Source organism: Polynucleobacter sp. AP-Melu-500A-A1, from assembly GCF_018882125.1.
Classification (GTDB): domain Bacteria; phylum Pseudomonadota; class Gammaproteobacteria; order Burkholderiales; family Burkholderiaceae; genus Polynucleobacter.
Genome location: NZ_JACVOZ010000001.1, coordinates 171,664 through 185,662, shown reverse-complemented (window position 1 = coordinate 185,662; position 13,999 = coordinate 171,664). Strand labels below are relative to the sequence as shown.

The window sequence follows — 13,999 nt, the reverse complement described above, 5'->3', positions numbered from 1 at the left end:
CTTAAGTTCGAACAATGTGCACGCTGCAAGGAGCTTCCTCAACGATTTTAGTCATTGAGGTTCTCCAAGGCGTCACCTTGTTGGGCAGCTTATGAGATGCGCCAATGAGGATTAAAGAAGCATCATTGTCTTTGGCAAACTCCACAATACGTGAAGCAGGATCAAGCGCTTCGAGTACGTGATAGGAGATTCTTTCAGGCGGAAGCTTAAGAGGTTTTGCCCACTCCATCAATTGCACTAAGTGCCCTCGCACAATGCCGCTAGCAGTTTCATTTTCTTGGTTGCCCTCAAAAGTCGGCGTACTACTAATGGTACTTAAGCAAACTAGACGACTCTCGGGATAGGCCTGCAATAAATTTTTTGTAGTCGTTTGCATCCGCTCTCGTAAATCTTCATCGGATTGCCGTGTATCAATTGCTGCAATCATTAAAGGCGCATCTTGATTGCCCATGCTGGGGCGCGGGCTAGGCGATGGTTCATAGCCCGCTGCTTTAAACATACGCTTGAGATTTTCCCAAAAGCTCAGTGGTTCAACCCTGTCAGCCCGTTCGGTAAGTTTGACGCTTTCTGGGTCACGTAATACTTGACGCAAACGGGTGGCACTTTGGTAGCGATCAGCAGCTCGCGGCTCTAGACATCTCAACACCACTTCTTGTAGCCAGCGTGGAATTTCTTTACGGATTGCACGCGGTGGAAAAGCCTGTGCCCACATTCTTTTGCGAAGGCTACTCATGGACTGGGGGTTGCCAAATGGTAATTCTCCAGTGAGCAGCTCATACATAATCACGCCGATAGAAAAAATATCGCTGCGCGAATCCGACCGGATTCCAGCAACTTGCTCTGGGGAAATATATGGTGCAGAACCCACGCCCTTACGCATCTCTTCAGCAAGTAAATCTGGATAACGAGCATGATGAGAGAGACCAAAATCAATCAGCGTTAATTTGCCTTTGTCATCAATCAAAATATTGTCTGGTTTGATATCCAAATGAATAGCATCTTGGGCATGGAGTGATTGCACTGCCTGTGCTAGATCTGCGCCAATACGCACAACCTCATCAATCGAAAATACCTTACCCTCTTTAATCAGATCTTCAAGCGGACGACCTTCAACTCGTTCCATAGCAATATACGGGCGAGTAGCCATATTGCCTGAGCCTAGGTACTTGGGGACGTATGGGCTTTTTAAAGAGCGCAAAATTGTGAGCTCTGTTTCATAACCAATCAAGCTCTCAACCGGCTGATCTTTGCCTACGCGCGGAATCTTGAGCAAGATGGGAATATCAATGCCTTCTTTTGTGGCGGAGAAAAGACTTGCCATTCCGCCACGATGAACTTCCTTGCCCAAGACAAAACCATCAACCACTTTACCTTCTTGAAAGATGTCGTCTACAGCTTCAATTTCGGTATTAATGGGCATCAAGTATGTAGTGTTTAATGACCAGTAATTAAACGATTGGCTAAGTCATCTGGTAATCCTGCGCGCCGAACTTTATCTGCTGCCCTGAAGTGATCGTAGGGGACCCGATGAAAGGTAAGCATTTCTGATTCAGGTTCAAAGACCGCAAAACACGCTTCTGGATTGCCATCACGAGGCTGCCCTAGCGATCCCACAACACCAACCCATTGGCGATGCTGAAGCACTGGAATTTCATCACCAGGATGCGGTGCAAACCGAATGAGTTTGCCAACAGCACTTTGATAAAAAAGTGCTTGCTCATGAGCATGCCCAACAAAGGTGTAGGTCTTCCCAGAATTCTGAACACATCGCCAAGCACTCATACTGTCAGTAATGTAGTTCCAGTCGGAGGGATTGTGTGCGGAAGCATGTACATAACAAATCTTTTCTTCCTGAATTATCAGTGGCAATCCTTTTAAAAATTGCACATGACTCTCTTGCAGCTGAGTTTTAGTCCACTCAATCGCTGCGTTAGCGCTAGCATTCATTTGATTTCGATAGTCTCTAAAGACTGCTTCATCATGATTGCCCACTACAGCAATGGCTTTTTTGCTCTCTATTAATGCGGCAATGTTTTCGATGATAGCAACAGGGTCGGCGTTGTATCCCACGATGTCGCCCAAGAAAACCATGCGAGTAACCCCAAGCTCTTCGGCTCTGGCCATACATGCCTCGAAGGCCTCTAAATTGCTATGAAGATCGGCAAATAGCCCAATACGCTCGCTCATCCCTTAATGATAGGACATAAGTCCTCAATTCAGAAGAGTTAATAGGGATTTGCTTCCCCAGCTGGCCGGTTTTTAAAGCGTTTGTGAACCCAATAATATTCAGCTGGTCGAAGACGGATAGCCTTTTCAAAATATTGGTTCAAGCGAGCCGTATCCGCTTTAGTATCCGCGCCTGGAAAATTTTCTAAAGGCTCATAAATTTCACAAAGATAACCAGATTCATCTTTTTTCAGAGTGGTAGTCATGAGGCAGACCTCGGCACCCGTAATTTTTGCGAGCCGTGAAATGGCAGTAATCGTATTTGTTTGAATTCCAAAAAAAGGAACAAATTCGGAATCCTTCAAACCTAAATCAATATCCGGAGCAATGATGATAAAGCTGCCCTTGCGAATTTCACGAATAATTTCTATAGAGTTGCCTTGGCGGTCAATAGAATTTCCACCAAAGCGATTGCGCCAATCAATAATCTTTTGGTTGAAGAATGGATTTTTCATTCTCTGAAAGAATCCTGAAGTACGCGGCCAATTATTTCCTTTAGCTAGGGCACTTAAGATGATGCTACCCTCAATGCCTGTGAAATGCATATTTACCAAAATACGGGGTTTTCTGCTCGAAAGATCTACTGCGGATTTCACCTCAATCATTTCGCTGAGTTTTTTAATGCTGCCATGCCAGATGATGCTTTTCTCGGCAATACTGCGGCCCAGTAAGCGCCAGTGCCGTTTGGCTAGTCGATCAATCTCATGATTGCTGAGATCAGGAAAGCAAAGGCGAAGGTTGGTTTTAACAACTTTATTACGATCGCCAGGAGCATGAGAGGCGATATAGCCAAGGCCATGACCAAAAGAAACTACCACGCTGTAGGGTAAAAGTGACACGAGCTTTAAAAAGCTCAGTCCCATGTAATTGGAGAGGGATTTAAGCAAGCGAACTTTATTCTGCGTCGTAACGTGTCAGCGTTTTTGTGTAACGGGTTTTCATTTCTTCGATTGAGCTAGAGGACATGCCCAAGTCTTTGATGAGGCCTGTATCAAGACGATATACCCATCCATGAACGGTGAGTTCCTGGCCGTTCGCCCAGGCATCTTGCACGATTGTGGTTTCGCATACATTGATAACTTGCTCAATGACATTAAGTTCGCATAAACGGTCTTGGCGTTTTGGAGTTGGCAGGACTTCTCCAAGATAACGCTCGTGTTTTTGGTGAACATCTTTTACATGGCGTAACCAGTTATCGGCTAAACCAACGCGACGATCACTTAGGGCGGCATGGACACCCGCACAACCATAGTGCCCAACCACCACAATATGTTTTACCTTGAGTAATTCGATGGCAAACTGAATAACCGATAAACAGTTCAGGTCAGTATGCACAACCACATTGGCAACATTACGATGAACAAATAGCTCACCAGGCAGGAGGTTCACAATATCATTGGCAGGAACACGACTGTCAGCGCAGCCAATCCAAAGATATTCGGGGGCCTGTTGATTAACAAGGCGCTTAAAGAAATCGGCATCTTTAGCGATCATCTCATCGGCCCATTCGCGATTATTTACAAATAGGTGATCTAATGTCTTGGAGTTCTTCATAATCATGCTTCAAGTTTAAAGTACTTTGATGACGCCTATTTGGTTAAAGCAAACCCCTGCTGGAATTACCTTAAGCCTGCACTGTCAGCCGGGCGCGAAGCAAACCAAAGTGGTGGGCCTTCATGATGGCTGCCTCAAGATTTCACTACAAGCCCCAGCCCTAGAAAACAAGGCAAATGCGTATTTATTGGCATGGCTTTCAAAACAACTGAAAGTGCCACAAAAGCAGATCCAGTTTGTTTCAGGTCAAAATAGTCGAAAAAAGCAGATAGAAATTTGGGGCTCAATCAGTCCGGAGCAAATTGTGCAGATTTTGAAGCCTTAAATTTAGCCAAGGCAACAAGAGCAAGAAGCTTCATATGCCTATCAATGAAGCGGAGTAACAAGATGCGAATATACTCAATTTATATGCTTAAAACGCCGCATTAGGGTTAATGTGGATAATTCATTTGGAGAGGAAATATCGCATGAATGGCTTTACAAAGGGGCTCTTAAGCCTTGTTTTAATTGGCTTAGCTGGTATTTCAGCTTACACCTGGGTGATGCTCACATGGAGCTATGGCAGCGGAGAGCGTGCAGGTTACGTGCAGAAATTCTCCAATCGCGGTTTCATATGTAAAACCTGGGAGGGTGAACTGGCGATGGTTTCAATGCCCGGGACGATGTCAGAAAAATTCCTCTTTACGGTGCGTGAAGACTCTGTTGCGGAAAAAATAAATGCTAATTTAGGTAAAAAAGTAGCACTAAAATACGAACAGCATATTGGCTTACCAACAAGCTGCTTTGGAGACACAGAATATTTTGTTTCCGGAATAGTAGTTTTGGATGAATAAAATGTAGTTGTAGTAAAAAATGCTGTAACGCAGCTTTATTTTTGTAATTTTTTGTGGTTAAAATAACGTAAGCGCAATGTGCGCCGACATCAATATTTATAAGGAGCTTCACTTGAATAAAGCCGAACTAATCGCAGCGATTGCTGACGACGCGGAGATCTCTAAAGCTAAAGCTGAATTTGCATTGAATTCAGCAATTGAGCAAATTATTAAAACCGTCACTAAAGGCGACACTGTACAGCTGATCGGTTTCGGTACTTTTGCTTCTGGCAAACGTGCTGCACGTATGGGCCGCAATCCAAAAACTGGCGAGCCGCTCAAAATTGCTGCCGCTAAAACTGTTAAGTTTTCTGCTGGTAAGGCATTTAAAGATTCAGTTAACAAGCGTAAGAAGTAATTCTTACTTTGTTGATAAAAAGCCCGGTACGCCGGGTTTTTTTATTGTCTACCTATTTGCAGATACTTAACTCTGAACTAAGCGGCGGTGTCGATGAATACTCATTAAGATGCCTGCACCAAACCCTAGTGTTACTAAGGCAGTGCCACCATAACTAATGAAAGGGAGTGGTACGCCAACCACCGGCAAAAATCCACTCACCATACCAATGTTAACAAAGGCATAAGTAAAAAAGATCAGCGTAACGGAGGCACCCAATAAGCGCGTGAATAAATTAGGGGCACTTGCAGAGATAGCCAAACCCCTTTTAATTAAAGCAAAAAATAAGGCTAACAAAATAAGGTTGCCAATAAAACCAAACTCTTCTGAGAAGACAGCAAATACAAAGTCAGTGTGCTTTTCTGGAATAAATTCCAAATGTGCTTGCGTACCTTGAAACCAGCCCTTCCCAAAAAAGCCACCCGATCCAATTGCTATCATGGACTGAATGGTATGAAATCCCTTTCCAAGAGGATCACTGCTTGGATCAAGTAATGTACAAATTCGATGCTTCTGATAGTTGTGTACAAAAGGCCACACAATATCTTGCGCGCAGATTGTGCTGCCAAAAATAATAATGAGGAGGATACCAATCACGCCAAGTGCAACAAAAGGCAGAATCCATTTCCATGGCAGGCCAGCTAAGATGATGACGTATAAACCGGCAGCAAAAACTAGTAAAGCGGTGCCGAGGTCTGGTTGGCGTGCAATTAAGAAAACGGGAATTGCCAGAATGATTGCAGCAATAGCATAGTCCCAAGTTTTTTGAAGGCCTTCACGCTTTTGAAAGTACCACGCTAGCATCAGAGGCATTGCAATTTTCATCAGCTCAGATGGCTGAATAACGATGCCAAGATTAAGCCAGCGACGTGCACCTTTTTTAATTAATCCAAATACAGCAACAGCAACGAGTAGTGCAACTCCAATGCCATAGATCCATATGGCACCCATCTCTAGCCACTTTGGTGGTATGCGAGAAACTATCCACATCACGGCAAATGAAAGTGCTAGGTTACGTAACTCGTCTGTAATTTGAACGGGAGTATTTTGACTTGAGGATAAAAAAGTAAAAAAGCCAATAGCAGCCAAACCAAGCAAAATAAGGCCTAGCTGGCGATCAAGCCCAGAAAATAAACCATAAAAAAGGTCCTTGAATTTTTTTATGGAGCTCTTGTCCATTCAGGAACCTCCTTAGGCCACTTACCTTCAATATAAAAATCTAATGCTTTGCGAGCAATGGGTGCGGCGTATTGAGCTCCAAAGCCAGCGTTCTCTACAACCATTGCAATCACGATAGTCGGTTTTTCTGCGGGAGCGAATGCAATATATAAAGCATGATCACGTAAAAATTCTGCTGTTGAACTATGTTTATATTCTTTGGAATTTAAGCTAAAGACTTGCGCTGTACCTGTCTTACCGCCAACAACATAGCCTGTGCCTTTAAATGCTGCTGCAGAGGTGCCTGAATTATTTACTTCAACCATGGCTTTCTTAATGACTTCAATGTTTTCTTGTTTAAGATCAATTCGATAACTTTCTTTCGGCGTGGTCAATGATCTTTTGCGAGTAAATGGATCTTCGATTGCTTTAACTAAGTGAGGCTTCATCACAACACCATTATTAACAACGTTTGCCATAGCATGGGCCAATTGCAGAATGGTAAAAGAGTTATAGCCCTGACCAATGCCCAGAGAAATAGTTTCACCTTCATACCATTTTTGTTGCTCGGGTTTTTTAAAGGTGCTCTTCTTCCAATCGGTTGATGGGAGCACTCCTTTTGATTCGCCTTTTAAATCGATGTCAGTGATTTGTCCAAAACCCAACGGCTTCATGAAGTCATGCATCATGTTTACACCCATGTCTCTAGCTAACATGTAGTAGTAGGTATCGCAGGATTCAACGATGGACTTTTGCATATCTACTAAACCATGCCCTCCTTTTTTATCATCACGAAAAGTGTTATTTCCAAAATCAAAGTAGCCTGGATCAGAAATGGTTTGTGATGGCGTACGCTTTTTATTTTCTAAAGCAGCTAATGCCATGAATGGTTTATAGGTTGAACCTGGTGGGTAGATTCCTTTGAGTGGGCGGTTATACAAAGGTTTTTGCGGTGAATCATTTAACTCTTTCCAGGTGATCGAATCAATTCCTTCAACGAAATCATTTGGATTGAAATTTGGTTTAGAAACAAATGCCAATACATCACCCGTTTCGGGTTCAATCGCTACGAAGGCGCCCCGAAAATTACCATACAGCTGCTCAACCAAATATTGCAATTTGATATCCACGGAGAGCACTATATTCTTGCCTGGTACTGATGGTGCACTCGCTAAAGTGCGCACGGGCTTTCCGCCAGCAGTAATTTCAACTTGATCGTATCCGGGCACGCCACGCAACACGGTTTCATAACTTTGCTCTAGACCAATCTTTCCCACGTATTGAATACCTGGAAGAAAGGATGCTTGCAATGCATCTGGATCATCGGTTTTGGCGCCTTCGATTTCGACCTGCATGCGCTCTTTATCCCGCTGTGAGACTCGGCCGATATATCCAACCAGATGGGATGCAAGCTCGTTATAGGGGTACTCTCTGAAGCTCCTGGCGCGGATTTCTACCCCTGGAAAGCGGTAGCGATTAGCCATAAAGCGGGCGGTTTCTACCTCGGTCAGCATGGAACGCAAGGGAAACGTGCCCATGTTTCGGGAATCTTCTAAGGATCGCTTGAAATTCCGACGGTCTCGCGCTGAAATCAGCACAATTTGAGAAAGATCATCGATGAGCTGATCTATATTGCCTTTGACCTCTTCAGCATTCACATCTAAGGTGAGGGCTGAATAATTTCTGCCGATTACAACCCCATTCCGGTCAATGATAAGACCACGATTTGCTGGAGCAGGAACCAGGGCAATTCGATTACTCTCTGCTAGTAGATGATATTTGTTATGACTAACAAGTTGTAACCATGCTAAGCGAGTGACTAAAAGCAAAAAGCAAACCGTCACAAATATAGTTGCAATATTGATGCGTTCTTGAAACGTATTGAGGTTAGGCCTTTTAAAAGAAACCATACTGCTTCTTAGAGTGGTCGATTATGATCAACATCGATTGGGCGACGTTGTGGAGCCAGCAATATGCGTGTGGCCATCGGCCACAGTAGCGCCTCAATGATTCCTTGAATACCGCCCGTTAAGCCCGACCAGTAAAGGGATCCGCTGAGTAGCCAGTGCACCAATACCGGAAATAAAGAGACTAATAAAAAGATGGGCAGTAGATGAAGCGCTTGGGATGGCACTCTTAGCGCAATGATTCTTCGATGCCAAGAAACGGCAATAAATGCGACTAATGCATAACAAAAAGCATGCAGACCTAGCAAGTCTGAATTGTGCACATCTATTACCAGGCCCAAGATGAATGCCGTAAAGACGTTGACATAGCGATGTTGGTGGATATTCCAAAAGACAATGCACAAAATCAACCAATCGGGTACCCAACCATAATTTCCAATCGGCAGCAGATTGAGTAGTAAGGCACAAAATAGACTGAAGTAAATAAAGACCGGATTGACCGGGCGCAGAATATAGCCGCTCTCAAAATCGATCATTGCATTCCTCGAGCACGGGTTTGGCGACGACCAGGAGCATTAGTCACTACCCCTGATTTGTCGGACGCACTTGGCGCTTTAGCATCAAATTTCGGATCATATAAAAAAGCCAATGCCTGACGATAGCGATTAACGGGGGCAATCGGAGTGCAAAATACATTTGAGGAGTTTTTATCTAGATTGCGCTCAATTTTGCTGATGACTGCAACCGCAAAGCCTGGGGGATATACCCCATCAATTCCTGATGTCAGCAAAATATCGCCGACTTCTAAGTCACTCGCAACTGGCAAATAGCGTAATTCCAAGGGATTTCCCCGCCCGGCACCAAATACTGCAGCCCGCAGGCCATTACGGGCAACTTGGACGGGTACAGCGAAGTCTCGATCTTCTAGTAAAGACACTTCGGCAGAATGATCATAAATACGCACCACTTGACCTAGGATGCCAGCATCATTTGCGATCGGATTACCCAACTTAAGGCCATCTTCGCTACCGCGATTGACCACGATGCGTTGTGAAATGGGATTAATGGGATTAAACAGAATTTCTACCGGTAGTGTTTTAAATGGCACCTGCTTTTGCAATGTCATGAGTTGACGCAAATTTTGGTTTTCTACCATCAAGAATTCAGATTGATTTGCAAGCAAGGAGAGTTCAGCTTGGCGTACTTTTAAGGTTTGGTTTTCTTGATCAAGCGTACCGCGCGTGGTGAAATATTCTGAGCTCGATTCATAAATATTGCGAGGCATCATCATCACGTACTCAAGTGGACGCAATATCCAGTTGACGTTATTACGAATAGGATCAAGCGCTTTGAAGCGAAAATCGATCAGCATTAGAGCAATGCTGATCGACAGACAGACAATCAGTTTAAGTAAGGCTGGAATGCCCTGTCTGAAAAGTGGTGGAGCGCTATGTCGCAATGCCCTGATCGACGTGTATGTCGCTTACTCGTGCGAGAACACTCCGCCTAACTTATCCATGCGCTCAAGCGCAATGCCGCAACCCCGAGCGACACAAGTTAAGGGATCTTCTGCCACATGAATTGGCAGACCAGTTTCTTCCAGTAAAAGGCGATCAAGGTCGCGCAATAAGGCGCCGCCGCCTGTGAGCATCATGCCGCGCTCGGCAATATCAGATGCCAACTCTGGTGGAATTTGCTCGAGTGCTGCTTTTACAGCAGTAACTATTTGATTCAGTGGATCTGTCAATGCTTCCAGGATTTCATTGCTGGTCACAGTGAAGCTGCGTGGAATACCTTCTGAAAGATTACGACCTTTCACTTCCATCTCCAATACCGCTGCGCCAGGGAATGCAGAGCCAATCGTCTTTTTGATTAACTCAGCAGTTTGTTCGCCAATCAACATTCCGTAGTTACGGCGAATGTAATTGGTGATCGCTTCATCAAACTTATCTCCACCAACCCGGACTGAGCCTTTGTAAACCATGCCACCTAATGACATCACGCCAACTTCAGTTGTGCCACCACCAATATCTACCACCATTGAGCCAGCAGCTTCAGAAACTGGTAAGCCAGAACCAATTGCAGCTGCCATGGGTTCTTCAATCAAAAATACTTGTGATGCGCCAGCACCTAACGCAGACTCACGAATCGCACGACGTTCAACTTGAGTTGATCCGCAAGGAACGCAAATGATGATGCGAGGACTAGGTTTTAAAAGTTTGCTTTCATGCACAAGCTTGATAAATTGCTTGAGCATTTGTTCAGTAATGGTGAAGTCGGCAATAACACCATCCTTCATAGGGCGAATTGCCTCAATATTTCCAGGAACGCGACCCAACATCGCTTTTGCCTCTTTTCCGACGGCCAAAATGGTTTTTTTGCCATTTGGTCCACCTTCTTGGCGAATTGCCACAACAGATGGCTCATCGAGGACAATACCCCGCTCACGCATGTAAATTAAGGTGTTGGCGGTTCCTAGGTCAATGGCTAGGTCATTAGAAAAGTAGCTGCGGAAAAAACCAAACATGATGTAGTGGGAAAATAGTAGATGTTAATAAAAATATATAGGAATGATACTCCAGCCCCCTATGAAACTTGATGATGTCCAGCGCATTGCGCACCTATCCATGCTTGAGTTAGATCAGGCAGAAGCCGAAGCGGTTTTGCCGCAATTGCAGGCCGTTTTTTCTTTGGTAGAAGAAATGCAGGCAGTTGATACCAGCGGCTTAGAGCCCCTTGCACATCCAATTCTATTTTTACGTGAGTTAGCCCAGCCATTGCGGTTAGACCAAGTTACTGAGTCAGATCATCGCTCTGAAAATATGCAATCTGCCCCTGCACAGCATGGCGGATACTTCCTAGTGCCAAAGGTGATTGAATGAGTTGGCACAACACTTCCGTCGCCTTAATGGCAAAAGCCTTAGCCGCAAAAGAGGTTTCAAGCACTGAGCTCACCCAGTACTTTTTAGACCGAATTGAGGCTGGAAAACACTGGAATGCCTTTCTTGATGTAAATGCTCACTTAAGCTTAGATCAAGCAGCTAAAGCAGACTCTCTGATTGCTGCTGGTAAAGCGGGCAAATTAACTGGTATCCCATTAGCCCATAAGGATGTCTTTGTAACGCGCGGCTGGAAGTCTACTGCCGCCTCCAAAATATTGGCAGGCTATCAGAGTCCTTTTGATGCAACGGTCGTTGCCAATCTGGGTATTCCGAATGAGTCTAATCCCCATGGTGTGGGCATGGTTTGTCTTGGAAAGACCAATATGGATGAGTTTGCAATGGGCTCTTCCAATGAAAATTCCGCCTATGGGCCAGTTTTAAATCCCTGGAATCCTGACCATGTGTCTGGTGGATCATCTGGTGGATCAGCGGCTGCGGTTGCTGCCGGGCTGGCACCCATTGCTACTGGCACTGATACTGGCGGCTCGATTCGTCAGCCTTCCGCTTTTTGTAGCTTGACTGGTATTAAGCCGAGTTACGGGCGCGTTTCTCGTTACGGCATGATTGCTTATGCATCATCGCTCGATCAAGCAGGTCCTATGGGGAAGACTGCGGAAGATTGCGCGCTCTTACTCTCAGCCATGTCATCGCATGATCCACGCGATTCCACCTCTTTGGCCGACTCGGGTGAAGACTATGGTCGATATCTCAATCAGGATTGGCAAGAAGGTAATGTAAATGCAGCAAAGCCTTTGGCGGGTTTGCGTGTTGGTTTACCCAAAGAGTTTTTTGCTGAAGGTTTAGCTAATGATGTTGCTAAGTCAGTGAATGAGGCCGCTAAGCTTTTAGAAAACCTAGGCGCCACATTAGTTGAAGTGAGTTTGCCAAAAACGAAGTTATCTATTCCGGTGTATTACGTTTTAGCACCAGCAGAAGCATCTAGTAATTTGAGTCGCTTTGATGGCGTGCGTTATGGGCTGCGTGCGAACGAGTACAAAGATCTTGGTGATATGTACCAGAAGTCTCGCACCGAAGGTTTTGGTGCTGAAGTAAGGCGCCGTATTTTGATTGGCACCTATGTGCTCTGTCATGGTTACTATGACGCTTACTATTTACAAGCGCAAAAAATTCGTCGCATTATTGCTGCAGATTTTCAAGCGGCATTTAAAGAATGTGATGTCATCCTTGGCCCAGTAGCCCCAGATGTAGCCTGGCGCTTGGGGGAGAAGTCAAAAGACCCGGTACAAATGTATTTAGAAGATATTTATACATTGTCGACCAATTTGGCAGGGCTGCCTGCGATGAGTGTGCCGTGTGGATTTAGTTCAAATAATTTGCCAATCGGTATGCAATTAATCGGCAATTATTTTTCTGAAGCACGCTTGTTGCAAGTGGCGCATCAATATCAGCAAGCCTGTGATTGGCATTTGCGACAAGCTGGCGGGGTGGCATGATGGAATGGGAAGTCGTTATTGGTCTAGAGACCCACGCACAGTTACAAACACAATCTAAGATATTCAGTGGTGCAAGTACTCGTTTTGGTGCTGAGCCAAATACCCAAGCATGCCCGGTTGATTTGGCATTACCCGGTGTCTTACCTGTGCTAAATCGTCAAGCCGTTGAGCATGCAATTCGCTTTGGTTTAGCAGTAGGCGCCAAAATTACCCCAGCGAGTATTTTTGCCCGCAAAAATTATTTCTATCCTGATCTACCTAAGGGCTATCAAATTAGCCAGTTTGAAATTCCGGTAGTAGTCGGGGGTCAACTAGAAATTCTGGTTGGCGATGAAGTTAAAGTTGTGCAGCTCACTCGCGCCCACATGGAAGAAGATGCCGGTAAGTCGGTTCATGAAGAGGGTTTTATTGGCCCTCACGGTGAAGCTTCAAGTGGCATCGATTTAAATCGTGCTGGCACACCTTTACTTGAAATTGTGACTGAACCTGTCATGCGCAGCGCTGCTGAAGCAGTTGCTTATGCAAAAGCCTTGCACAGTCTGGTTGTATGGTTGGGAGTATGTGATGGCAATATGCAAGAAGGTTCTTTCCGCTGTGATGCAAACGTGTCCGTTCGACCAAAAGGACAGACAGCATTTGGTACACGTTGCGAGATTAAGAATCTGAACTCATTCCGCTTTCTGGAAGAAGCCATTCAATATGAGGTGCGCCGCCAAATTGAATTGATTGAAGACGGCGGTACCGTCGTGCAAGAGACGCGCTTATATGACCCCGATCGCGGAGAGACGCGTAGCATGCGCAGCAAAGAGGATGCTAACGACTATCGCTATTTCCCTGATCCAGACTTGTTGCCAGTGGTCATTGATGATGCCTGGATTGCCCTGGTGCGCAGCCAGATGCCAGCACTACCAGCGCAACTAAGGAGCCAGTGGCAAAGCGAATATGGTTTAAGTGCCTACGATGCACAGTTATTGACGCAAGATCGTGATATTGCCCAAGTCTTCGAAGCCTTGTTAGCCATTGTCGGCAAATCCCTAGCAAAGGCTGCTGCCAATCTCATCGCAGGTGAATTTGCTTCCGCTGTAAATCGTGCTGGTATTTCTACTGCAGATGCGCCCTTAACAGCAGAGCATTTAGCACCATTATTAACGCGCGTTGCTGACGGTACTATTTCCAACAAGATTGCTAAAGATATCTTTGCCATTCTTTGGGATGAAGCGCTAGCTGGCAAAGTGTTGAGTACAGTGGATCAAATTATTGATGCTAAGGGACTCAAGCAGATTAGTGATAGCGGCGCTTTGGAAGTCATCATTGACCAAGTACTTGCTGCTAACCAGAAATCAGTAGAAGAGTTCCGCTCGGGCAAAGAAAAGGCGTTTAATGCCTTGGTAGGTCAGATAATGAAAGCCTCACAAGGCAAAGCTAACCCTGGTCAAGTGAACGAGCTATTACGTAAGAAATTGAGCTGATGAAGTGCAATACTAAATTT

At 45.0% G+C, this 13,999-nt stretch carries 15 protein-coding genes; 6 read left to right on the top strand and 9 right to left on the bottom strand.

Annotation, left to right across the window (positions count from 1 at the left end):
- Position 1 precedes the first annotated feature (1 nt).
- The 4 genes from ICN38_RS00970 to can are packed head-to-tail and all read right to left on the bottom strand — an operon-like array spanning position 2 to position 3,786.
- Positions 2 to 1,420 carry a protein kinase gene (locus tag ICN38_RS00970; RefSeq protein WP_216253982.1) on the bottom strand — a complete coding sequence of 473 codons (1,419 nt, stop codon included), beginning with the start codon at positions 1,418 to 1,420 and terminating at the stop codon, positions 2 to 4.
- Between the two features lie 14 nt (positions 1,421 to 1,434).
- Positions 1,435 to 2,187, bottom strand: coding sequence for a metallophosphoesterase (locus tag ICN38_RS00965; protein WP_216253979.1), 753 nt, complete (start codon positions 2,185 to 2,187; stop codon positions 1,435 to 1,437).
- Between the two features lie 38 nt (positions 2,188 to 2,225).
- Entirely contained in the window at positions 2,226 to 3,089 is an 864-nt protein-coding gene (locus ICN38_RS00960) for a lipid A biosynthesis acyltransferase (protein WP_255562685.1), read from the bottom strand.
- Positions 3,090 to 3,120: 31 nt separating this feature from the next.
- A complete protein-coding gene (gene can / locus ICN38_RS00955; protein ID WP_216253973.1) occupies positions 3,121 to 3,786 on the bottom strand; it encodes a carbonate dehydratase in 666 nt (221 codons plus the stop codon).
- A gap of 22 nt (positions 3,787 to 3,808) precedes the next feature.
- On the opposite strand from can, the gene ICN38_RS00950 reads away from it, so the two are divergent.
- The 3 genes from ICN38_RS00950 (at position 3,809) to ICN38_RS00940 (ending at position 5,010) form a co-directional block, all read left to right on the top strand.
- Positions 3,809 to 4,105 (top strand): DUF167 domain-containing protein, encoded by a 297-nt coding sequence (locus tag ICN38_RS00950; protein ID WP_216253970.1) that lies wholly within the window; start codon positions 3,809 to 3,811, stop codon positions 4,103 to 4,105.
- Between the two features lie 142 nt (positions 4,106 to 4,247).
- Entirely contained in the window at positions 4,248 to 4,613 is a 366-nt protein-coding gene (locus ICN38_RS00945) for a hypothetical protein (RefSeq protein WP_216253968.1), read from the top strand.
- 112 nt (positions 4,614 to 4,725) lie between these two features.
- On the top strand, positions 4,726 to 5,010 hold the full coding sequence (locus tag ICN38_RS00940; RefSeq protein ID WP_216253964.1) for an HU family DNA-binding protein: 285 nt from the start codon (positions 4,726 to 4,728) through the stop codon (positions 5,008 to 5,010).
- 66 nt (positions 5,011 to 5,076) lie between these two features.
- Here the strand turns inward: ICN38_RS00940 and rodA are convergent, their stop codons facing one another.
- From rodA to ICN38_RS00915, 5 genes are read right to left on the bottom strand one after another with little or no spacing between them, the layout of a single operon-like run.
- The gene (gene rodA, locus ICN38_RS00935) at positions 5,077 to 6,228 is read right to left on the bottom strand and encodes a rod shape-determining protein RodA (RefSeq protein ID WP_216253961.1); all 1,152 of its coding nucleotides are present in this window, start codon (positions 6,226 to 6,228) and stop codon (positions 5,077 to 5,079) included.
- Positions 6,210 to 8,117, bottom strand: coding sequence for a penicillin-binding protein 2 (gene mrdA, locus ICN38_RS00930; protein WP_216253957.1), 1,908 nt, complete (start codon positions 8,115 to 8,117; stop codon positions 6,210 to 6,212). The genes rodA and mrdA overlap by 19 nt, the downstream gene beginning before the upstream one ends.
- An 8-nt stretch (positions 8,118 to 8,125) precedes the next feature.
- Positions 8,126 to 8,650, bottom strand: a complete 525-nt coding sequence (gene mreD / locus ICN38_RS00925) for a rod shape-determining protein MreD (RefSeq protein ID WP_216253955.1) — start codon at positions 8,648 to 8,650, stop codon at positions 8,126 to 8,128.
- Complete coding sequence (gene mreC / locus ICN38_RS00920; RefSeq protein WP_216253953.1) at positions 8,647 to 9,573, bottom strand: rod shape-determining protein MreC; 927 nt, start codon at positions 9,571 to 9,573, stop codon at positions 8,647 to 8,649. Before mreC ends, mreD begins: the two co-directional genes overlap by 4 nt.
- A gap of 24 nt (positions 9,574 to 9,597) precedes the next feature.
- Complete coding sequence (locus ICN38_RS00915) at positions 9,598 to 10,641, bottom strand: rod shape-determining protein (protein ID WP_216253951.1); 1,044 nt, start codon at positions 10,639 to 10,641, stop codon at positions 9,598 to 9,600.
- 61 nt (positions 10,642 to 10,702) lie between these two features.
- Here ICN38_RS00915 and gatC point away from each other — a divergent pair, with 61 nt between their 5' ends.
- From gatC to gatB, 3 genes are read left to right on the top strand one after another with little or no spacing between them, the layout of a single operon-like run.
- Positions 10,703 to 10,996, top strand: a complete 294-nt coding sequence (gatC, locus tag ICN38_RS00910) for an Asp-tRNA(Asn)/Glu-tRNA(Gln) amidotransferase subunit GatC (protein ID WP_216253950.1) — start codon at positions 10,703 to 10,705, stop codon at positions 10,994 to 10,996.
- Positions 10,993 to 12,510: an Asp-tRNA(Asn)/Glu-tRNA(Gln) amidotransferase subunit GatA gene (gatA, locus tag ICN38_RS00905; protein WP_216253948.1), complete on the top strand. Its 1,518-nt coding sequence runs from the start codon at positions 10,993 to 10,995 to the stop codon at positions 12,508 to 12,510. The genes gatC and gatA overlap by 4 nt, the downstream gene beginning before the upstream one ends.
- Complete coding sequence (gene gatB, locus ICN38_RS00900; RefSeq protein WP_216255130.1) at positions 12,507 to 13,979, top strand: Asp-tRNA(Asn)/Glu-tRNA(Gln) amidotransferase subunit GatB; 1,473 nt, start codon at positions 12,507 to 12,509, stop codon at positions 13,977 to 13,979. Before gatA ends, gatB begins: the two co-directional genes overlap by 4 nt.
- Positions 13,980 to 13,999: the final 20 nt, after the last annotated feature.